Here is a 20,735-nt window from a genome sequence, read left to right on the forward strand (position 1 = left end):
TCCACTTCGTCCGCCAAGTCCTCTGAATAGCCCTTAAAACACCAAAAGGGCGCTCCCGCGCCCCTTCTGTGCAATAATTCTTGTCCTGCCCGCTTTTACTGCCAGCCGCCGACTATGTCGAAGATTTCGCGGTCACCGATTGGTTTCGGAACCGAGGCAAGCGGTTTCTCGGAGAGAATCTGGTCGGCGATTTCGTTGTAGGGGGCGAGGCACTCCGCCAGTTCCGGCTCGTTCGGGTCCATCGCGAAAAGAGTCTTGCCCGCGAATCGGCTTTTGCGGATCAGCTCATGGTACGGAACCTTGGCGAGCAGACGCGTACCGACCTGCTCGGCGAACTGGTCGAGCATGTTGGTTCCACCGCCTTTGGTGTAGTCCACGCGGTTGGCCACGATACCGGCGAGCTGCACCTTGTAGCGTACGCTCTTCTGCTGGATGGCCATGCAGAGTCGGTTGGCCGCGAAAATGCTGTCGAAGTCGTTGGTGGCGATGATGACCGCGTAGTCGGCGTAGTTCAGCGGAGCGCTGAAGCCACCGCACACCACGTCGCCGAGCACGTCGAAAAGAATGACGTCGTACTTGTCGTACAGCCCCATCTCCTGCAACAGCGTCACCGATTCGCCCACGACGTAGCCGCCGCAGCCACTGCCAGCCGGAGGCCCACCCGCTTCGAGGCCGTCGATACCGGCAAAACCGGTTTCGATAATATCTTCGGGGGTCAGCTCCTCGTGGTGGAAATCGACCTCTTCAAGCGCTTCGATGACGGTTTTCTGGAGCTTTCCGGTAATCGGAAAGGTGCTGTCGTGCTTCGGATCGCAGCCGATCTGGAGCACCTTGGCCCCCTTGAGCGCCAGCGCTGCCGAAATGTTCGCGCTGGTCGTGCTCTTGCCGATCCCGCCTTTTCCGTAAACGGCCAATACTAAACTCATGGTATGATAGAGGTCAAATGGTTTGTTCGTTGATTTTCAAGCTCTCCGGATGTCTTACCCGCCCAGATGCTCCTTGGCCTTCCGGAACACATCCGCCGTGATGACCGGTTCGCCGATCTCGCGGGCGAAGTTCTCGCTGTTCTTGCGCACCTTCTTGCGCACGAAGAAGGGCACCTTGCCGAGCATCTTCTCGGCTTCGGCAGTCCAGCTCATCTCGCCGCTTGCCGACGCGGTCGCGACCGCAGCTTCCGACGGAGCGGAAGCCGAAGCCTGCGCGGACGAAACCGCCGTGGCGGTGCCGTTGCCTGTCATCGCCGCTTCGGTGAACGTTTCCGGCTCCTCCTCCTCGTATTCGAGGCCGGCATCGCCGAAGAAGTCGATCAGATGCTTTTCCAGACCAAGCTTGGCCGAAGTATAAACCCTGTCGGCCATCACATCCGCGCCATCGAAGCCGAAGAAGGGGTAGTAGCCAAGCAGGTGGTTTTCGATATGGGTCGGCGTCGAAATGACCATGCAGGGCACGTCGAGCTTGCGGCAACTGTGCCGCTCCATCTGGGTGCCGCAGACCAGCTCCGGCATCTCCTCCTCGATAAAGGCCGAAACCTCCTGGAACTTGTCGGTCACCATCAGCTCGCCCGGCAGGTAGCCTTTGAGCTGCTCGCGCACCCAGTCGACCTGCTTCGGCAGATAGGTGCCCACGCCGATGATCTTCATGCCGAGTTCGTCCTTGAGGAATTTGGTCACGCCCACAACCTGCGTGGCATCGCCAAACACGAACGCCCGCTTGTTGCTGAAGCTCTCCATGTCCGCCGTGCGCGCAAACCACGGCACACCACTCGGAGCACTCTGGCCGTCGAGCGAGAAGTCGCGCATCTGGGGCATTTCGATCGGAGCCACTCCTTTCTCCGCGCCGATCTTGTTCACCTCGGCGATGATCGCCCTGAGCCAGCGCAGCGTTGCGTTCACGCCAAGCGGTGCTTCGGTGATCGAGGGCATACCGAACTTCTCCTTGAGGTACCCAGCAGCCTGGCAGCCGATCTCACGGAACGGCGCAATGTTGACCCATGCGGCAGGCAGCTTTTTCAAGTCGCCAATGCCCGCGCCCCACGGAGCCACCACGTTCACCTCGATGCCGAGCGTCTTGAGCATTCGGCGGAGACTGGTGAGGTTGGCGCGGAGGTGAAAGCCGAGAGAGGTGAAACCGAGCAGGTTGACCGAAGGCTTTTCGGTCTTCGGCTGTTCGACTGCGTATCGCTTCACCAGCTCGGTGAACAGCCCTTCGGCGGCCTCGGTTTCGGCCACCCTGAAGGGGTTGACCGCATAGACCATAATCTTGTCCTGATCGACGCCGGAGGAGCGCGCCATCTGGCCGAGATCCTCCTGAAGCAAGGCAGTGCTGCAACTCGGCGCGACCACGATCAGCTCCGGCTTGTAGTGCTTCTCGACCTGCTCGATCGTGCCGGGCAGCCGAGAGGTGCCGCGCGCCAAGTCCTGGCCGCGCACAACGCTGATGGAAAGCTTGGGGAACTCGGGCGTCCGCTCGAGCATGGTGTAGGTCGCCGTGATGTAGTCGTCACCCTGGGGGGCATGATAAACGGTATGGACCCCTTTCATGCTGTTGGTCACTCGGCTTACGCCGTGCAGCGCGGTCCCTTCATACAGCCAGAAAGCTAAACGCATGATTGATCGTTGGTTTTCGTCTTGGAATTTTACTGAGCGCTGGGCATCACCCCTTCGAGCCACACCGAATCGTCGAACTCCGGCAGGCTCTCGCGGCGCAGGAGCGGAGCGACAAACAGGTTGGCCAGGGTGAACACGCCCGACCAGCTATGGATCGACATGAGCGTGAACTCCATGCTCCACTTGACGACAAAGCCGTTGCCGACGAACGGGTTGGCCGTCATCAGCGAGGTGACGATCATGTCGGGGCGGGTACGCCTGATCTCCTCGAGCTGGCGATGGAAGTTAGGCTGTTCGACCACCTTGACCCCTTCGAGCGCTTCGAGTTCGCGAGCGTGGAATTTCTTGTTGATGTAAGCGCTGCTGCATTCGACAACCTCCGCCCCGGCGTTCTTGAGGAAGCGGGCCAGCGGCAGCTCCATCATGGTGTCGGCGGTGAGAAAAATCTTCTTGCCTTTGAGCAGGTCGGTCTGCGGCTTGATCTTCTGCCAGGCCGCTTCGGCGCGGTCGGAGAGATCGACCTCGATGTCGAACATCGCCGCCAGGTCTTCCCAGAAAGTTTTGGTGCCGTCGGGGCCGAACGGAAAGAGCGAGGTGAGCACCTTGGCGCCGCGTTCACGGCTCAGGCGGGAGCAGACGCGCGACAGGTAGGGCTGGATCGGCGCGAGCACTGTGTCGGGGCCGATGGCCGGAAGCTTGTCGAATCGGCTCTCGGGCAGGAAGCCCGCCACCGGAATGCCGAGCTGTTCGGCTTCGGTGCGCAGGTCGTCGGCCGTGATGTCGTTGACCGAGCCGACGAACACCACCTTTTTCTCACCGGCGGGAGCTTCGGGGCAGAAGGGCACCAGCGCCTGAAGCACCGAGTCCTCGGCCTGCGTGAAGTTGAACACCAGGCCGCTGGCAGGCACGAAAAGCACCGGCGTCTTGTCGGTGCTGAGATGGTGGGCCAGACCCTTGAAATCGACCTTCATCACCTCGGGGGTACAGGACGAAAGCAGGAAGATCACCGACGGATTGTGGTCGCGCTTGATCTCCTCGATCACCGCTTCGAGCTGAGGCTCGGCGCGGGAAAGATCGGCCTCCTCGATCAGCGCGATGCCGAACCGAGGCTTGGCGAAGATCATCATGCCGAGGGCGTTCTGGAGAAAGTGCGCGCAGGTGTGGGTACCGAGAATAAGGAAAAAGCTGTCCTTGATCTTCTGGTAGAGCCAGCCGACGCAGGCCAGTCCGCAGAAGCTGTGAGTGACGTTATCCTCTTTGAGAATCTGGCAATCGCTTGAAACCGGCATCATGGCAATATGACTTTAGAAGATGGTGCTGGCCGCTCCGAAGTGGCTCCGGGCGCTCAACCCTTGATAATTGAGAACTCGAAGATAAAAATAATTTTCATTTATCCGGCGCGGCTTTCCGGGCTTCGAGCAGCGCAGAGAAGCGAGGAGTCGATAAAGCAATGCACACCCCCATGTGAAATTCCATCGAAGATCGCGACCACCCGGTCCACGACGTCCGTCATTGTCCACCACCCGCACCCGGCTTTTGCCTTGCCCTCTCGACCGAGGCCACCTTGTCGCCGAGGGAGACCGCCTTGTCGCGGCGGTCGTCAATCTTCATCACGGTATAGACCCGCGCCACCCCCGCGCCAAAGCAGTGCTCGTGCAGCTTGCGGGCGACAGCGAACAGTTCGTCGGCCGAGCCTTCGACCGTGGTGCCCATGTCGTTTAGCCTGAACGAAAGGCCGCTCTCGTCGAGCAGCCGCTCAAGCCCGGCAACCCAGGCGCTCAGCCCGCTGCCGCCAGCGCCAAGCGGAATCACCGTAATTTCAAGAAGGGCCATAGAGCAGCAAGGATGAGATTGGGCTAAAGCCCTTAATTTATTTTGTCTTATCGATAAACCCCGGACTAAAGTCCGGGGCAATTGTTAGAAGAGAGTTTAAGAGATTTTAATTGCCGAAGTAACAACCCTGCGGACACTCAAACCTCTTCCATTCAATCGCCCCGGCGTTCCCATGCCCAAGAGGGGTTTACCCCGACGGACATTCAATCTTACATTCTTATTCTGTTGCCCCGGCTTTCAAGCCGGGGGGGAGAGGACAAAATCCCAAAAAAAATCCAGGCTTCAGCCCAACCTCTTACTTGAAGACGGTCTCGTCGCGGCCTGGTCCGACGGAGATGAAAGTCACCGGGACGCCGACAGCCTCTTCGAGGAAAGTCACGTAGGCCTGCGCGTTCGGGTGCATCTCGTCGAAGCTCTTGGCTTTCGAGTTCGAGGCCATCCAGCCCTTCAGGCTCTTATAGACCGGTTGCACACGCGACAGGGTCTGGTGCTCGGTCGGGAAGTCGTGAATTTCCTTGCCGTCGAGCATGTACGAGGTGCACACCTTGATCTCCTCGAAGGTATCGAGCACGTCGAGCTTGGTCAGCGCCAGCTCCGTCACGCCGCTGATGACGAGCGAGTAACGCAGCGCCACCAGGTCAAGCCAGCCGCAGCGCCGCTTGCGCCCGGTGGTCGCGCCGAATTCGCAGCCGATCCTGCCGAGCGCCTCGCCAATTTCGTCGTCGAGTTCGGTCGGGAAGTCGCCATTGCCGACGCGGGTCATGTAGGCCTTGCAGACGCCAATGATCTTGCCGATGTGGTTCGGCGCGACGCCGGAGCCGGTACACGCGCCGCCGGAGGTTGGATTGGAAGAGGTCACGAACGGGTAGGTGCCGTGATCCACGTCGAGCAGGCACCCCTGCGCGCCTTCGAGCAGCACGGTTTTGCCCGCCTTGATCTGGCGGTTCAGGTAGAGCTGGGTGTTGGTCACGTAAGGATCGATCTCCTTGTCGAACGCCTCGTACTCGCCGATGATGGCATCGACGTCGATCTCCTCCTTTTCATAAACCTTGCAGATCAGCTTGTTCTTGGCGGCGATGTTGTCGCGCAGCTTCTCTTCGAGCACCTTGGGACTCAACAGATCGACCACTCTGATGCCGTGGCGGGCGAACTTGTCCTCGTAGCTCGGCCCGATGCCGCGACCGGTGGTGCCGATTTTCTGCTCACCGGAGAGGCTGGACTCGCTCAGCGAATCGAGCCGCTTGTGGTACGGCATGATGAGGTGCGCGTTGTGGCTGATGAACAAGCGACCCTTGACGTCGTAGCCCAGCTCCTCGACCTTCTGGATCTCCTCCATCAGCGCATTCGGATCGATCACGACGCCGTTGCCGATCACGCAGATGCAATCCTTGTTGAAGATACCAGAGGGAATGAGGTGCAGCACGACGGTCTTGCCGTCGAAGCAGATGGTGTGACCGGCGTTCGCGCCGCCCTGGTAGCGCACCACGATGTCGTATTTATCCGAGAGGTAATCGACCAGCTTGCCCTTGCCCTCGTCGCCGAACTGCGTGCCCACAAGCACGGTAGCAGACGCTGCCGGCCTGCTGAATGTTTTTTCTTCCACGTCGCTTGTTTTTACTGAGAAAAAGTATCGATCGAAGCCAGAAGCCCGTCCCGGCCACTGCCCGACAAAGACGAATAATTTACAATAAATTTGGCTTTCGACGCGCAACTTTCAATCGTGCGGCGGGCTTTAGACTTTTCGGCCTGCTTGAGCTTGTCCCACTTGGTCAAGACGATACCGAATGGTCGGCCGCAATAGTCGAGAAACTCCATCATCTCCCGGTCGGAGGCCATGCCCGGATGGCGCGAATCGACCAGCAACACCACCAGCGCAATCTCGGTGCGCTTCTGGATGTAGCCCGTCAGCAACTTCCCCCAGCTCTCACGTTCACCTTGCCCGACCTTGGCATAGCCGTATCCCGGCAGATCGACGAAGTAGAGGTTGTCGTTGATAAGGAAATAGTTGATGAGCCGCGTCTTGCCCGGCGTCGAACTGGTCTTGGCCAGTCCCCTGCGGGCGCAAAGCGAATTCAGCAGCGAGGATTTGCCCACATTTGACCGCCCGACAAACACGATTTCCGGGCGGCCGTCTGACGGAAGCCCGTTGAGACTTGAATAACTGCAAAAAAAGTCGGCGGTGGTGATGTTCATGCGGGAAATCCTTATAAAAAAATCACGCCGCGATCGTCGCGGCGCAGTGAATGGCCAAGCTAAAAAACCCTGAAGGAAAAACCCAAAGGTTTGGGCCTGGGACTGCCCCATAGCGCCGTTACCCGAACGATTTCACTTCCCGTGCAAATGATCCCGATCTCTTTTTTTTAACAGGGCTTAACTGACTGACAGATAATCTTTCTCTTTCGTCGCGTCTTCAATGACCTTCAGTCCACAAAAAACCTCCGAGTCGCCCACACGTTTCGGGCCAACCGCTTTGTTCCTGAAACGCTCCCTGATCTTCATCATCAGTTCAGGATGAACCGTCACCGATGACGGATTGTTGACGGTACGAAATCCCAAAAAAACAGCGGCCAGTATTTTTTCTATGAAATAATCACCACCAACTTCATACTTCCTTTCCATTTAACTCCCTGTTTGCATTTCCTGAATATACCCTTTTCAGGCGCTAATCATCCTTACCCTGTCGGCGGCCACCGATCTTGAATGTGCTCCTGAAGTTCATCCGCGATGGGCCGCCTCGATTGCGGCGATGTCGATCTTTTTCATCCCCATCATCGCGTCGAACGCGCGCTTGGCGGCGGCGGAGTCGGGATCGCTTACCGCTTTGGTCAGCGCGGTCGGCGTAATCTGCCAGGACAGACCCCACTTGTCCTTGCACCACCCGCACACGCTCTCTTGGCCGCCATTGCCGACGATCGCGCTCCAGTAACGATCGGTTTCGGCCTGATCAGCGGTCGCGACCTGAAACGAGAACGATTCATTGTGCTTGAACTCGGGCCCGCCATTGAGCCCGATGCAGGGAATTCCCATCACCGTAAACTCGACCGTCAACACATCTCCGGTTTTGCCGGACGGATAATCTCCCGGCGCGCGAAATACCGCTCCAACGGATGAATCCGGAAAGGTCTTCGCATAAAATCGCGCCGCGTCCTCGGCATCGCCATTGTACCAAAGGCAAATCGCCATCTTTGCTTGCGTATCCATATCAGTTCTCCATTGTGATGAATGAAAACCCACTGCTCTGCTTTCCGGACAATCGTGTGATCCTTGTAAAATATCGTGCCGCAATGATTGCAGCGAATGACAATGTCAAGCTAAACAACCAAGCGTGAAAAACCCAAACGCTGGGGTTACCGTCGATTGCGCAACCAGTTACGACGCGAAGGGCATCTGCTCGACCATAAATCCTAATGCGAGAAAACCCTGATGCTTAAGGAAAAAAAACGTCGGAAGATGGCCTCGGAAAGCCGGAATGAGCACAGGGCGATAGAGTTTATGAGCGACAACCTGTATCATGGCTGCACATTCCGTTGATCTGCCTCTTGCGTACTCACAACGAATTGAGGAGCGAAGGCTTCCCCACATTCGACCGCCGAACTAACACGATCTCCAGGCGACCGTCAGCCGGAAGCCCGCTCAAGCTCGAATAACTGCAAAAAAAGTCGGCGGTGGTGATATTCCGGGGGATTCCTGATGACGACAAGATGTGGATATTGCGTGAAATTAAACGGCAAAACTTAGAAAACTTCAAGAGAAAGTCCTAAAAAGTTGACCTTGCTGAACAGACAACAAATCATCACTCAAAACTCTCTTCGCGAGCACGATCACGACCGCGCTCTTTCTCAATCAAACGATTCAGCTCAGGCATTGCGTCATCAACCCAGCGTTTTACCTCTTCATCGGATTGTTCCCCAAGTTGTATCAATTTAGTCTTTCTGTGCTCCAGGATAACAGCTAAAGATCCACCCCAGGATCGTGGGTGTAAACGGGGATAATAATCACCAAGGAAGCGCTGTTTGTCAGGAGCTGAGTCAAGCATTGACAAGAAAAGAGGAGAAAACTCCTTGCTCTCATCATCATTTTTCTTGCCGAACATGCTCAGACACTCGCCGATCAATGGATAGCGCCCATCAGGATCACGATCAGCCCATTCCTTCAGATGCTTTTCATCAATAACTTCTACAGGAGTCCCTACATCGAACAAGTCGATGTGATGACATAAAGATTCAGGCAAGAGAAATGTATCAAGGGCAATAAAAGGCTGTGTTTCAAAAAGCGCTTTTAGAACAGCGCTAATATCATGGGAAGTAACGCGATACCGTTCGAGTTGAAATCGGATAGTATTACACACTTGTTTTGCCGCGCTTTCGCCAACCTCGCCAGAAAGGCATTCCCGGATTATTGTTTTTAAGCCAAAATCACGATTTAACCCTTTCTTGCTGAAATCCGCACGAACAAAAAGATTACGACCGACCTCAACGACAACTGCCCCTGGAACTCTTTTTTCCTTATGATCACGCCAGAAATGCATATGCAAAATATCAAGAGCTACTTCAACACCTCCAGGAAGTGCTCCAATATCTTCGAGAAGCATCGCAAGAGGCTCTTCGGGTGAATCTCCAACTGACCCATTAGCAAGACTTCTAAAAAAATAAGCCGACATAACTCCTAATGCAATTCTTCGCCGTAACCGCTCAATCCCTTCCTTATCAACACCAGCCCTTGCCTGTAAATAAGGCAATATCGGAGTAAGTGCCGAATTATTGATCGTTGCATCAAGTATAGATGTTACAAATTGCTTATCCCGCAATACCGATCCGTATATAAAACCACCTAAAACAGTTGCATTGCGTAAGTCAATATTAGCAGCTTCATAGTAGCCAACTAATTCACGCCACATTTCACTCAAATTTGCAGTACTTTCAGCAATGCCTTGCCCACACTCAATAGATCGTAACTGTTGACGATCAATCAGTAGCTCAGGTAAAAAAGCTTTCCGGGTTTCAGCATTTTGAGCTAACTCCCGACCAATATCTTTTGCCATTTCTGAGGCTTTTTCCCACGAACGCATTCCGTCGTCGTCATCAGCCTCACCATCAACAATATCCCATTCACCTCCGGAAGACCCAAGAATAACAGCTCGAGCCTGATTCAAGAGATCAACAGGCTTCAAACGATCAATGATTTGTTCAAGTTTTTTTCTAACATCTTCACGCATGCCTTTACCATCGAACCTGAGTGTAGCCTTGAATGCCATCCATCCCTCTAACCAAGGCCGGTCTGTGGCCAATGTACTTGCTGCTTTATCGAGAACATCCTGGCAAGGCTGAATAATCCATAATTCACGAACATGCCGAGCAAGAATTTCACGCGCATCGTCGAGGTATTGTTCAAGTTCGATAGCAAGTAAAATCGCCGCCTCATACCAATCCCAAGCATCTTTGTCGATCTTAGGACTCCATCCCCAATCACGCGATCGGGCGCCAAAATCAAAACTGTTCACTGAAGAGAAATGATACGCATTCAGGTGCGCATCAAGCGCAAGAGATGCACATCGCCTGAATCCAGGCTCATCCGATAGCCCCAGTTCTTTTATTACCTGACGACGCTGTTCCGGTGTGGCCTGAGTTCCTGACAAATAAAGTTGAAACAGTTCAGTAAATACTGAGCGTGCGGAATTGTTATTAAAACCATCAGGTTCTGCGGCAACAAAGCGAGCCAAAAGCAACGCTGCAGGTTTGAACATATCCGCATCATATGCAAGCGCTTTGATCAAACGAAACCACTGCCATCGTCCAGAACTCTTAGGAGCAATGACAAGATCAGCATCTGCTCCATTGAGTTCTTGCTCCAACCTTGAAAGAACTGCTTCTGGCGCTACCGGCGCAATGTTATTGATTATCTGGAGGCCATGCTCACCAAGCGTAAGCAGATTGCCCAATGGGCCATCCGGGCTTAACCACCGAGTAATTATACTTTGCGCTTCACGAGAGTCATGCAAAAAGCCCAATCTGCGAGAAACCGAGATCAGCATCCGTGGGGTTAGCGTTGCACAAAATCGATCAAAGTCCGAAGGGGGAATACGTTTAAGCGCAGATGAAGCCAACCGATTGGCGAGTACCTGTGGAAGCACGGCTCGCCAGCGACTGCGAGCTTGTACGACAACGCGATCGTGCAACTCCGCTAATGCATCAAAGAGTGCTGATGCTTCGAGCTGCCTAAGTCGCCCTACGATAGCAAGCTCCCCTTCAGCTTCCGTGTTTTCACCATCGATTGAATAGAGAAGAGAAAGAACCTCCGCAGCACGCAGTAATTGTCGATCCTCTGTATTGCGTTGCCAGAAAATGCGCTCGAATAATTCGTCATTATTCAAACGCCCCAATGTTTCGCATTTGCCAAGAGTCTGGGCGACAGCACGAGCTACACGGAAATTTCCATCGCTGAACTCGGCTATTGTTTTACGGTCAAGTTGCGATATATGAGAAAATAATTGACCGAGCCACTGAGCGACAAGCTCCGGATCATTCGATTGCAAACGAAAAACATCTGTTTGCTCTGGCTCATCGCTACCAATATCGTATTCGACAGTGATGAGGCTCACTTCGCTATCATTAACCGCACAAAACTTTACAAGATCAGAGTGTGTCTTGGGATTACAGTTATCGACAATAAGGATTACTCGTTGCCCACTCTCAACAAGCTGCCTTGCCATTTCAAGAGCTGAGGGATTAATTCCTTCTTCCGAATAGTCTGTATACAAAGCGATACCCGGTTCAAGCGCATCTTCGCCAACATTATCCTCGAAAAGCGCCTGAATCAAACGTGTTTTCCCCAAACCGGAAAGCCCAATGAGTCGAACACACTTTCCCGGAATTCGCAGCTCCCCACGAAGACGAGTAATTCCATCCAGTATCGGAAGTTGCTCACGTTCACGAGAACGCTCATCAATGAAACATGCTTTTTCGTTGAAAAGATAGGGCTGCTTATTTCCACTGCCACCATCAGCGATATTTTGCCATCCAGAAATCGGACGACCAACGCGAGATCGAGCCCAGGTAGCTACTCCCGGATATTCGTTAGCCCACGTAGCAATACGATCGCGATCATAGAAATCTGTATGTAACTGGTCGGCATTAGGCAAGTCATGCAGTGAATCTCGAATGGCTTGTCTGCGATCTCTTAGCGCCTTGTCCGCGACTGAACCTTGAGCACTGACCATGATATAGGAACCGGAAACGTCAGCCAGTTCTCGTATCACATTGCGAAGTTCATCTTTTGGACGCATCTCTTCACGAATAGAACTGGCAGGCATATCAGGTTTCTTTACCTGAAATCCGGTTTGTTGACGCTGGATAAAATCAGGTTTTGAAATGACGACCGGACATTCGACACGTACATCGATCCCGCCATCCGGAGCGTCTTGATTGCCCCCCGCAATTACCGCCGATATCGGACACCCCTGACCACGAAGCTCCGCCACAGCCAATTTCTTGACCAGCTCCCGCAAGTCAGAGTCACTCAAATTTGTAATATCATTGCCGGTAATTTCAAACATATGCCTACCTCAATACGTTGTTTCGGGAAATCAATACGCTCGAAAAACTTAAAGAAACTTTTCTTATTAATCCTCGAGCGTTCAATGATTCGTTTGCATACGCAATTATTTCAGATACAGAGTTGCTTCACATTTTCAGCAAAAATTATTCAGAACTGAATTTATTCGATTTTGAATATCCGTGAGCTACTTGGCAGTAACACAAACAAAGCCGCCTCTCTTCTTACGGTTATCACTCCCCACCAACGCCGCCATACCTAATCCCCGCCAATGCGGTCATCTCCTGCTTCCAGCTTACCAGATCATCGACGGTGAAGCGGTTGAGGTGGTTGTGGCCGCAGGCTCTGGCCATGACCTGCATCATGCTGACTGAGTTGCGCAGGAAGCGGGAAACCCGCTGCGCGGCATGGTCGATCGAGAGGCGCTGGCGCAGCTCGGGGTCTTGCGTCGCGACGCCGACCGGGCAATGGTTGTTGTGGCAGGCTCTCATTCCGAGGCATCCGGCGGCCTGGATCGCCGCGTTGCCAAGGGCGACGGCGTCGGCTCCGAGGGCGAGCGCTTTGATGAAGTCGGACTCGGTGCGCAGACCGCCGGTGATGATGAGGCTGACGTGGCTGGCGGCGCTTTTGTCGAGGTGCCGCCGCGCTCGCGCCAGAGCCGGGATGGTCGGAACGGAGATGTTGTTCTTCAGCAGGTTGGGTGACGCGCCGGTGCCCCCGCCGCGCCCGTCGAGTATGACGTAGTCCGCGCCCGCTTCGATGGCGAAGTCGAGGTCGGCTTCGATGTGCTGCGCCGAGAGCTTGAAGCCCACCGGAATGCCGCCGGTCGCATCCCGGACGCGCCCGGCCATTTCGGCGAACTCTTCCGGCGTACGCAGATTGCGGAAGTGCGACGGGGCATGGGCATCGCGATGCGGTTCGAGGCCGCGAACGCGGGCGATCTCCTCGGTGACCTTGTCAGACGGAAGCAACCCGCCCACTCCGGTTTTGGCAGCCTGCCCGGCCTTGAAGTGAAACGCCTGGCAACGGGTGACCTGCTCGATGTCGAAGCCGAACTCCGCCGGAGCGAGTTCGTAAAAGTAGCGGGAGTTTTCGGCCCTTTCAGCTTCGAGCATTCCGCCTTCGCCGGAGCAGATGCCGGTACCAGCAAGTTCGGCCCCTCGGGCCAGGGCGATCTTGACTTCGCGGCTGAGCGCGCCGTAGCTCATGTCGGTCACCAGCAAGGGAATTTCGAGGCGAAGCGGCCTCTTGGCGCGAGGGCCGATGACCACGCCGGATCCGACTGGCGCATCGTCGTCGAGCGGCTGGACGGCGAGCTGCGCGGTGAGGATCTGGATATCGTCCCATTTCGGCAGGAGGTCGCCCGGCACGCCCATCGCCGAAACCGCCCCTTGCGCTGAAAAGATGGCGGGATCGGTTTCGGCAAGCTGATGAATGTGACTGTTGTGAGGCTCCTCAGGGCCGCCGTGGATGTCGGCGTAGAGGCCCTGGTATGCCTCGCGATGAAAAGGCTGGGGATGTCGGCGCGCCCACTCGGCAATCTCGTTTTCATCGACCAGCACCGCATCGCGCTCCCGGTCGATCCACGCCTGGAACCGGTGCAGCGCCTCCTTGTTGTTGTACTCGCTCACGCCGGTATCGAGGCGATAATCCCAGTTATGCAGTCCGCAGACGAGGTTGCTGCCTTTCACGAAACCATCCGCCATAATGCCGCCGCGGTGCAAGCAGCGGCCGTAGAGCACCGAGACCTCCTCTCCGCGCCGGATCACGACCAGGTCAACCTCGCCAACGAGCGCATAGCTCGGCATTCTCTCTTGTAGTTCGCTCCAGGTCGCGACTTTAACCTTCTTCGGTGATACGCTGTGACTCATTTCAGGTTTGGACTGATTGACTGTGTTTTTCTGTGGAGCCGGAAAAGGCGCAAAAGAGCAGGCGGATGAGCAGAAGAACTATCATTTGACGCAGAGATGCCGACCGGCATACACCTGCACTGGAACAAAAAAAGTCGGGAAATGGAGAAGTGTGATACAAGTTCCGCATACCTTTCTGCTGCTATCGCGTTGAAAGCGGATCGGATTGAAAGGGACCGTGGACGGCTCTCTCTGGCCGGAAAACCGCGCTCTTCCCGAAACAATCGCGAATGTTCAGCGGCAGGGCGTCGAGCCAGTCTCTCCTGCAATGTAACCAACAGAGGACGTTATTCCATTGGTGCGCCACGAGCAGACAAGGGAACCGGCGCATGGAAAGGCAAGGCTTGAGGCCCTTTATCGGGAGGCATCATTTCACGAATCTGGTAAAATGCTACTGACGCGCAACGATGCGCCGCTTCAATTCGGCCACGGTTCCGCCAAATATCCAGCCACCATGACTCCCGATAACCTCCGTAAGGTCGGAAAGCAATCGCTATCGACCGGGATTCGTCGCAGGTATCCAATCCCCCGCGCCGTTCGACTCGACTTTTGCCGTCAGAGCGGCCTCTTCCAGCGCTCGTTTTCCGCACTCCGGGCAGTAGCCATGCGTAAATTGAGTGTTCGAGTGCTGGCCGAAATACTCCTCCAGCTCCGTCCACTCGCCATCCTTGTCACGAATTTTCTTGCATTCGGCGCAGATCGGCAGAAATGACTCAAGCACCTGAATCTCCGACAGCGCTTTGCGCAGCTTTTCGGCAATCTGGCGCTCGTGGTCGAGCATTTGCCGCATTCTGGCCACAGACCATCCGATGGCGATGAATGCAGCAAAACGAGTCATCGTGCCCCATATTTCATAGAAATTCGATGAATAGGAGTGGCCCGCGAAAATATCCGCCAAAAACCAGCTTATTCCACTCAGCACAACCGCCGCGATTGCCGCCGACAAGCCGAATCGCCATGCGGCATATGCAATCGGCACGAAATAGAAAACAAAAAAACTCAGCTCGTAGCCCGTAAACCAGTCCAGTCCGCCGAGCATGGCGATCCCGGCTATGACTGCGACCATCCGCAAGCTGGGCGCTGGCTTGTTGTTCATGTGATTTTCCTTGTTGGAGCGAACGAAATGATCAGCGGCGACAACCGATTCTCGTTACAATTTGCAAACAGAACGCCGCGCCAGTGATCGCCTCTCGATTGAACATTTGAACGCAGATTCTCATGCTACTTGAAAACAACTGGGGACATTCTCTCGATTTTTTTTCATCCGCTCGAATAGACTCCTGACAATCTCAAAAGTAACGATAAAAAATATACGGAAAAGTACTTTGTTAATAAACACACAGAACCATGACCGATTTTATGGGCGCCTCTAAAAAGTGTCATGAGCGGCCTGAGTGCAAGGCGGATGCTGCGCAGAAACCAGAGTGTCAGACAGAACGTGAGGATTTTGAGCACTACCCAAACACGCAATACGTTTTCAGAGCTGCCGTTATCAAAACCCGGATATTTGCACGAAAATTCAGCGTCATCGGCAGTCTCACCGCTTCACGATTCTACGAAAGTTCATTGCCTGCGAGACGGGCTGGCGAGTGCTCTTCCGGCACACCGTTGGCGGCGACAACATTCCGGAAAAATCAGGAACGGGCAGTGTCTGAAAAACCTTGCCTTACAGAGCCAAATGTTTAACTTTTACGACATTTCCCGGCCATCGGGCCGGGATTCGCCAACCTATTTCGCTATCCGGATGTCCTCTTCTCTCGCTATCTACAACTCCCTCAGCCGCACGAAGGAACCGTTCGAACCGCTTCATCCCGGCATCGCCACCATCTACGTCTGCGGGCCGACCGTCTATGGACACGCGCACCTCGGCCACGCCAAGAGCTATGTGTCGTTCGACGTGGTGGTGCGCTGGATGCGCCATCTGGGGCTGAAGGTCAAATATGTGCAGAATATCACCGACGTGGGCCATCTGACCGACGACGCCGACGAGGGGGAGGACAAGATTCAGAAGCAGGCGCGGCTCGAGAAGACAGAGCCGATGGAGATCGCGCAGTACTACACGCGCAGTTTCTACGACGATATGGACAGGCTCGGCGTCGAGCGCCCGAACATCGCGCCGACGGCGACGGGGCACATTCCGGAGCAGATCGCGCTGGTGGAGCGGCTGGTCGAAACCGGCCACGCTTACGAATCCGGCGGCAACGTCTATTTCGATGTCAACTCGTTCGCGGGCTACGGCAAGCTCTCGGGACGCACCGACCAGGCGGCGTTGCAGTCGGGCGGGCGCGTCGCGGAGCGCTCGGAGAAGCGCAACCCGTCGGACTTCGCGCTCTGGAAAAAGGCCGAAGCGAGCCACATCATGAAGTGGCAATCACCGTGGGGCGAAGGCTATCCCGGCTGGCATCTGGAGTGCTCCGCGATGGCGATGAAGTATCTCGGCGAGACCATCGACATCCACGGCGGCGGCATGGAGAACAAGTTCCCGCACCACGACTGCGAGATCGCCCAGTCCGAAGCGGCCACCGGCAAGCCCTTCGTGCGCTACTGGATGCACAACAACATGGTGACGGTTGACGGCGTCAAGATGGGCAAGTCGCTGAAAAACTTCGTCAACCTCAAGGAGCTGTTCAACACCTTCGATCCGCTGGTGATCCGCTTCTTCATTCTGCAATCGCACTACCGCTCCCCGCTCGACTTCTCCGAAACGGCCATCAAAGCATCGCAGTCGGGATTCGAGAAGTTGCAGGAGACCTATCGGCGAGTGCTTGAGGCAGCGGACGGCAAGGGGCAGCTCGATGTGGCCGCGTTCGAGCAGAAAATCACCGACGCCTTGAACGACGATTTCAACACCCCGGTGGCTATTTCGGTGATCTTTGAATTTGTCAAGGCGGTAAACGGAACGCTTGACAAAGAAGGACTCGACGCCAACACGAAAAAGTGTGCGCTCGATTATCTCGACGCCTACGCCGGAGCGGTGCTCGGCATCCTGAAAAGCCGCGACGAGCTGCTTTCAGGAGAAAGCGGCGAGAGCGCCCGGACGCTCGACGAGGTGATGGCCGTGCTGCTCGAACTCCGCAAGGAGGCGCGCGCCAGCAAGGATTTCGCCACCAGCGACAAAATCCGCGACCTGCTCCTCCAGCGTGGCATCGAAGTCAAGGACACCAAAGAGGGCGCCATCTGGTCAAAGAAAAAGAGCTAAACGAAAAAAGCCGGAGCGATTCAAACTCCGGCTTTTCCTTTCTTTTCTTTCCTGTCCACCTCGTCCACCAGATTCCTTACAAAAACCCTTCCAACCCCGGCTCGCGCCGCATCATCTCCACCGCCTTGACCACCTTTTGCGACTCACCCGCCTTGCAGATAAGCAGCGCGTCGGGGGTATCGACCACGATGATGTCGTCCACGCCGACGGTCACCACCGCCTTGCCGTGAGGCTTGCGGACGAAGACCTCCTTCGAGTCGATCATGATGACCTCGCTGCCGTCCATGTCGCGCCCTTCGAGGCCGAGGCCGACCTTGATGACTTCGTCCCAGCTACCGAGGTCGGTCCAGCCGAAATTCCCGGCGAGCATGTAAACCTTCTCGGCCTTCTCCATAATGCCGTAGGCGATCGAAACCGGGTGAATCCAGCTATAGACATCCTCGATCACCGAATCCTGCCGCTCGGTGCCGATAAAGGCGTGAACGTTCTGCATGTCCTCGAACAGGTCGGGCAGCGAGCGGCGGTACTCGCGGCTGATGTCATCGACATGCCAGATGAACACTCCGCTGTTCCACCAGAAATCGCGGCTTTGCAGAAACTGCTCGGCGGTGGCGGTGTCTGGCTTCTCGGCAAAAGTTTTCACCCGGAACAGCGCAATTTCGTCGTCCGCCGGATCGTCGTTCTCTTCGCCGATCATAACCGACGGCTCGACCTGGATGTAGCCGTAGCGCGTCTCCGGGCGGTCGGGATGGATGCCGACGGTGATCAGGCCGCGCTGCTCGCGCGCCAGGCCCACGCCCTTGGTGATGGTCTTCAGGAACTGCTCCTCGTCGAGCACGAGATGGTCGGCGGGCAGCACGATGGTCACGGCGTCGGGATCGCGCTTGCGGATGAAGGTGGTCGCCAGCGCGATGCAGGTGGCCGTGTCGCGAATGGTGGGTTCGATGATGATATTGCCGGGATCGAAATCGGGAAGCGACTCGTTGACCAGGAGCCAGTGCTGCTTGCCGGTGATGATGAAGATGTTCTCCATCCGCACGGCCCCGGCGATTCGTTCGACCGTTTTGCGGATCATCGTTCCACCATCGAAGAAATGGAGGAACTGCTTGGGAGACTTTTTCCTCGAAAGTGGCCAGAGCTTGCTCCCGCTGCCTCCCGCCATGACCACGGCATACACATGATTATCGGCAATCTGCTTCATTACATCGGTATCTTTATCGGTATCCTTCTGAACTTGCTACGACTAACCCAACTCTTGCGGATGAGCAATTTACAACATTTCCGCCAGAGCGGACTGGCTTTTCTGAAGAGTACGGAACATTTGCCATTGGCGTTAAAATGTCGTTTTTTTCTGTTGTACGCATCTGTTCACCATCGCAGCCGAATGATCTGTCATGCCGAATGACCCGCACCTGATCGAGGGACTCTGCCGCCAGCACGGCATCCCCGCCACAAAAAAAGCACTGATACTTCTGGAGCGTTACGCTGCTCTTCTGGACGAGTGGAACCTCAAGGTGAACCTCGTCAGCCGCAAGGAACATGCGCCGGTCATCATCAAGCATGTGTTTCACTCGATGCTGGTCGCCCGCATCCACGACTTCAAGCCTGGCGAGAAGGTGCTTGATCTCGGCACCGGCGGCGGCTTGCCGGGCATTCCGCTGGCTATCCTCTTTCCTGAAACCTCGTTTCTTCTGGTTGACTCCACCGGCAAAAAGATAGCGGCGTGCAAGTCGATGATCAAAGAGCTTGGCCTTGGTAATGCCATCGCCCTGCATACGCGGGTCGAGGAGCTGCGGGGGGTTATTTTCGATACCGTGCTGAGCCGTCAGGTCGCTCCACTCGAAGAGTTATGCGCCTACAGCGCCCGGCTGCTCAAGCGCGGCGGCGTACTCATTTGCCTCAAAGGAGGAAGCCTCAACGAGGAGATTGCCCAGGCCGTGCTGTCGCGGGAAAAGCATCTTGGATTCCCGGCATCCGTGGATCAGTTGCCAATAGGTGAGATCGATCCGATGTTCTCTGAAAAGCAGATAGTCATCGCCCGCTGGTGATCGTGAAGATCGTGCGAACGATGACTACCGTGTTTTTATTCGGACAGAGAGAAAAGTAGCTTATTCGGCTGCTTCGCCGCCCTCTTTCTCCTGCGATTCTGCTTCGGCTTTCTTGGAACCTTTGACGCGCTTCGAGCGATCCTGCTTTGCGGCTACCGGCGCGGCTGACGGAGCCTCGGCATAGTCCACCAGCTCGATGACGGCCATCTTCGCGGCGTCGCCAAAGCGGGGTACGAGTTTGATGATACGGGTATATCCACCGGGACGAGAACCAATCTTGCCCACGATCTCTTCGAAAAGCTCCCGGACAGCGTCCTTGTCGCGAAGGGCGCTAAAAATCTCACGCTGCGCGTGGTGAGTACCCTTGCGAGCCTTGGTGATGATTTTTTCGACAACCCTGCGGGTTTCCTTGGCTTTCGCCTCGGTCGTCTCGATTCGCTTGTAGATCAGCAACTGAGTCGAAAGGTTCGACAGGGTTGCTTTTCTATGGGCGGCCGTTCTCCCGAGTTTCCTTGCTGGCTTGACTTTACGCATTGCTTTTTTCCGCTCTCATTGATGTTCAATAAAACAAATAGCCTTTCTCAACCCTTCATCTGGTAACGGGTAATATCCATTCCGAACTTCAGGTTGAACTTCTCGAGCTGCTCCTTCAGTTCTGTCAGCGACTTCTTGCCGAAGTTCTTGTAATTGAGCAACTCATCCTCTTTTCTGGAAACCAGATCGCCGAGCGTATCGATTTCGGCGAGCCTGAGGCAGTTGTGCGAACGAACCGAAAGATCGAGATCCTCGATCTTGGTATGCAGGAGCTTGCGCATGCTTTCGAACTCGTCATCAAGCTGCTTGTACTCCTCTTCCGAAAACTCCTCTTCGGTCGGAGAGAAGTTGGCGAAAAAGACGATATGGTCGTTGATAATCTTGCCTGCGAGACTGATGGCGTCATCGGGCGTGATCGATCCGTCAGTCTCGACATCGAGAATCATCTTCTCGTAGTCGGTTCTCTGAGCGACGCGCGTATTCTCGACGGTCAGTTTGACATTTCTGATCGGGGTAAAGATCGAATCGATAGCGATAAAGCCGATCGGCAATCCTTCACTGCGATTCTCCTCAGCTGGCACATAACCGCGTCCGCGTCCGACATAGATGTCGATGGTGACGGAGGCTTCGGAGTTGATCGTAGCGATATGCATATCCTTGTTGAGCACCTCGAACTCGCCGTCATGGGCGACGATATCTCCGGCAAGAAACTCTTTCGGGCCGGCAAGGGTCAGGGTTGTTTTGCAACTACGCTTGCAGTTCGATCTGAAACGAACCTTCTTCAGGTTCAGCACAATCTCGGGCACATCCTCACGAACGCCCTCGATGGTTGAAAACTCGTGAAAAACACCATCTATCTTGATCCCGGTGATAGCAGCACCGGGAAGAGAGGCCAGCAGAACCCTTCTCATGGCATTGCCCAGCGTAACTCCGTATCCCCTTTCCAGCGGCTGGGCGATGAAGCGCCCGAAACTGCCGGTGTGGGTTGTTTCATCCACATCGATCTTTGCAGGCATCTGCATCTGGTATATCATAGTCTTGCTACCTTAAGGAT

At 55.3% G+C, this 20,735-nt stretch carries 17 protein-coding genes; 3 read left to right on the plus strand and 14 right to left on the minus strand.

The window, feature by feature from the left end; translation table 11 throughout:
* Nucleotides 1-95 precede the first annotated feature (95 nt).
* From bchL to FGF66_RS09700, 11 genes are all read right to left on the minus strand, one after another.
* Nucleotides 96-926, minus strand: coding sequence for a ferredoxin:protochlorophyllide reductase (ATP-dependent) iron-sulfur ATP-binding protein (gene bchL / locus FGF66_RS09645; protein ID WP_139457437.1), 831 nt, complete (start codon nucleotides 924-926; stop codon nucleotides 96-98).
* A 54-nt stretch (nucleotides 927-980) separates the two neighbouring features.
* Complete coding sequence (locus tag FGF66_RS09650) at nucleotides 981-2,606, minus strand: ferredoxin:protochlorophyllide reductase (ATP-dependent) subunit B (protein ID WP_139457438.1); 1,626 nt, start codon at nucleotides 2,604-2,606, stop codon at nucleotides 981-983.
* Between the two features lie 29 nt (nucleotides 2,607-2,635).
* A complete protein-coding gene (gene bchN / locus FGF66_RS09655; protein ID WP_139457439.1) occupies nucleotides 2,636-3,898 on the minus strand; it encodes a ferredoxin:protochlorophyllide reductase (ATP-dependent) subunit N in 1,263 nt (420 codons plus the stop codon).
* Nucleotides 3,899-4,115: 217 nt separating this feature from the next.
* Nucleotides 4,116-4,439 carry an MTH1187 family thiamine-binding protein gene (locus FGF66_RS09660; protein WP_139457440.1) on the minus strand — a complete coding sequence of 108 codons (324 nt, stop codon included), beginning with the start codon at nucleotides 4,437-4,439 and terminating at the stop codon, nucleotides 4,116-4,118.
* 295 nt (nucleotides 4,440-4,734) lie between these two features.
* Nucleotides 4,735-6,042, minus strand: a complete 1,308-nt coding sequence (locus FGF66_RS09665) for an adenylosuccinate synthase (RefSeq protein ID WP_139457441.1) — start codon at nucleotides 6,040-6,042, stop codon at nucleotides 4,735-4,737.
* A gap of 11 nt (nucleotides 6,043-6,053) precedes the next feature.
* On the minus strand, nucleotides 6,054-6,632 hold the full coding sequence (gene yihA / locus FGF66_RS09670; protein WP_139457442.1) for a ribosome biogenesis GTP-binding protein YihA/YsxC: 579 nt from the start codon (nucleotides 6,630-6,632) through the stop codon (nucleotides 6,054-6,056).
* A gap of 177 nt (nucleotides 6,633-6,809) precedes the next feature.
* Nucleotides 6,810-7,058 carry a hypothetical protein gene (locus FGF66_RS09675; RefSeq protein WP_139457443.1) on the minus strand — a complete coding sequence of 83 codons (249 nt, stop codon included), beginning with the start codon at nucleotides 7,056-7,058 and terminating at the stop codon, nucleotides 6,810-6,812.
* Between the two features lie 96 nt (nucleotides 7,059-7,154).
* On the minus strand, nucleotides 7,155-7,640 hold the full coding sequence (locus FGF66_RS09680) for a VOC family protein (RefSeq protein WP_139457444.1): 486 nt from the start codon (nucleotides 7,638-7,640) through the stop codon (nucleotides 7,155-7,157).
* A 592-nt stretch (nucleotides 7,641-8,232) separates the two neighbouring features.
* Nucleotides 8,233-11,991 carry a hypothetical protein gene (locus FGF66_RS09690; RefSeq protein ID WP_139457445.1) on the minus strand — a complete coding sequence of 1,253 codons (3,759 nt, stop codon included), beginning with the start codon at nucleotides 11,989-11,991 and terminating at the stop codon, nucleotides 8,233-8,235.
* A gap of 232 nt (nucleotides 11,992-12,223) precedes the next feature.
* Nucleotides 12,224-13,861, minus strand: coding sequence for a glutamate synthase-related protein (locus tag FGF66_RS09695; RefSeq protein WP_139457446.1), 1,638 nt, complete (start codon nucleotides 13,859-13,861; stop codon nucleotides 12,224-12,226).
* Between the two features lie 532 nt (nucleotides 13,862-14,393).
* Nucleotides 14,394-14,996: a DUF4118 domain-containing protein gene (locus FGF66_RS09700; protein ID WP_139457447.1), complete on the minus strand. Its 603-nt coding sequence runs from the start codon at nucleotides 14,994-14,996 to the stop codon at nucleotides 14,394-14,396.
* Nucleotides 14,997-15,247: 251 nt separating this feature from the next.
* On the opposite strand from FGF66_RS09700, the gene FGF66_RS09705 reads away from it, so the two are divergent.
* Both FGF66_RS09705 and cysS read left to right on the plus strand, forming a co-directional pair.
* Nucleotides 15,248-15,586 carry a hypothetical protein gene (locus FGF66_RS09705; RefSeq protein WP_139457448.1) on the plus strand — a complete coding sequence of 113 codons (339 nt, stop codon included), beginning with the start codon at nucleotides 15,248-15,250 and terminating at the stop codon, nucleotides 15,584-15,586.
* A 58-nt stretch (nucleotides 15,587-15,644) separates the two neighbouring features.
* Nucleotides 15,645-17,099, plus strand: coding sequence for a cysteine--tRNA ligase (gene cysS, locus FGF66_RS09710; RefSeq protein WP_139457479.1), 1,455 nt, complete (start codon nucleotides 15,645-15,647; stop codon nucleotides 17,097-17,099).
* 76 nt (nucleotides 17,100-17,175) lie between these two features.
* Here the strand turns inward: cysS and FGF66_RS09715 are convergent, their stop codons facing one another.
* Nucleotides 17,176-18,300 (minus strand): mannose-1-phosphate guanylyltransferase, encoded by a 1,125-nt coding sequence (locus tag FGF66_RS09715; protein WP_139457449.1) that lies wholly within the window; start codon nucleotides 18,298-18,300, stop codon nucleotides 17,176-17,178.
* Nucleotides 18,301-18,493: 193 nt separating this feature from the next.
* On the opposite strand from FGF66_RS09715, the gene rsmG reads away from it, so the two are divergent.
* Nucleotides 18,494-19,147, plus strand: a complete 654-nt coding sequence (rsmG, locus tag FGF66_RS09720; protein WP_139457450.1) for a 16S rRNA (guanine(527)-N(7))-methyltransferase RsmG — start codon at nucleotides 18,494-18,496, stop codon at nucleotides 19,145-19,147.
* 60 nt (nucleotides 19,148-19,207) lie between these two features.
* On the opposite strand, the gene rplQ is transcribed toward rsmG, so the two are convergent.
* Both rplQ and FGF66_RS09730 read right to left on the minus strand, forming a co-directional pair.
* Complete coding sequence (gene rplQ, locus FGF66_RS09725; protein ID WP_139457451.1) at nucleotides 19,208-19,681, minus strand: 50S ribosomal protein L17; 474 nt, start codon at nucleotides 19,679-19,681, stop codon at nucleotides 19,208-19,210.
* Between the two features lie 47 nt (nucleotides 19,682-19,728).
* Nucleotides 19,729-20,715 (minus strand): DNA-directed RNA polymerase subunit alpha, encoded by a 987-nt coding sequence (locus FGF66_RS09730; RefSeq protein WP_139457452.1) that lies wholly within the window; start codon nucleotides 20,713-20,715, stop codon nucleotides 19,729-19,731.
* Nucleotides 20,716-20,735: the final 20 nt, after the last annotated feature.

It is taken from the genome of Chlorobaculum thiosulfatiphilum, from assembly GCF_006265165.1.
GTDB classification, from domain to species: Bacteria; Bacteroidota; Chlorobiia; order Chlorobiales; family Chlorobiaceae; genus Chlorobaculum; species Chlorobaculum thiosulfatiphilum.

Coding starts and splice junctions, on each gene's coding strand:
- rsmG (WP_139457450.1), top strand. CDS start 18,494: ATGCCGAATGACCCGCACCTGATCGAGGGACTCTGCCGCCAGCACGGC.
- FGF66_RS09680 (WP_139457444.1), bottom strand. CDS start 7,640: ATGGATACGCAAGCAAAGATGGCGATTTGCCTTTGGTACAATGGCGAT.
- FGF66_RS09695 (WP_139457446.1), bottom strand. CDS start 13,861: ATGAGTCACAGCGTATCACCGAAGAAGGTTAAAGTCGCGACCTGGAGC.
- FGF66_RS09650 (WP_139457438.1), bottom strand. CDS start 2,606: ATGCGTTTAGCTTTCTGGCTGTATGAAGGGACCGCGCTGCACGGCGTA.
- FGF66_RS09730 (WP_139457452.1), bottom strand. CDS start 20,715: ATGATATACCAGATGCAGATGCCTGCAAAGATCGATGTGGATGAAACA.
- cysS (WP_139457479.1), top strand. CDS start 15,645: ATGTCCTCTTCTCTCGCTATCTACAACTCCCTCAGCCGCACGAAGGAA.
- bchN (WP_139457439.1), bottom strand. CDS start 3,898: ATGATGCCGGTTTCAAGCGATTGCCAGATTCTCAAAGAGGATAACGTC.
- rplQ (WP_139457451.1), bottom strand. CDS start 19,681: ATGCGTAAAGTCAAGCCAGCAAGGAAACTCGGGAGAACGGCCGCCCAT.
- FGF66_RS09675 (WP_139457443.1), bottom strand. CDS start 7,058: ATGGAAAGGAAGTATGAAGTTGGTGGTGATTATTTCATAGAAAAAATA.
- yihA (WP_139457442.1), bottom strand. CDS start 6,632: ATGAACATCACCACCGCCGACTTTTTTTGCAGTTATTCAAGTCTCAAC.
- FGF66_RS09705 (WP_139457448.1), top strand. CDS start 15,248: ATGACCGATTTTATGGGCGCCTCTAAAAAGTGTCATGAGCGGCCTGAG.
- FGF66_RS09660 (WP_139457440.1), bottom strand. CDS start 4,439: ATGGCCCTTCTTGAAATTACGGTGATTCCGCTTGGCGCTGGCGGCAGC.
- FGF66_RS09690 (WP_139457445.1), bottom strand. CDS start 11,991: ATGTTTGAAATTACCGGCAATGATATTACAAATTTGAGTGACTCTGAC.
- FGF66_RS09700 (WP_139457447.1), bottom strand. CDS start 14,996: ATGAACAACAAGCCAGCGCCCAGCTTGCGGATGGTCGCAGTCATAGCC.
- FGF66_RS09715 (WP_139457449.1), bottom strand. CDS start 18,300: ATGAAGCAGATTGCCGATAATCATGTGTATGCCGTGGTCATGGCGGGA.
- bchL (WP_139457437.1), bottom strand. CDS start 926: ATGAGTTTAGTATTGGCCGTTTACGGAAAAGGCGGGATCGGCAAGAGC.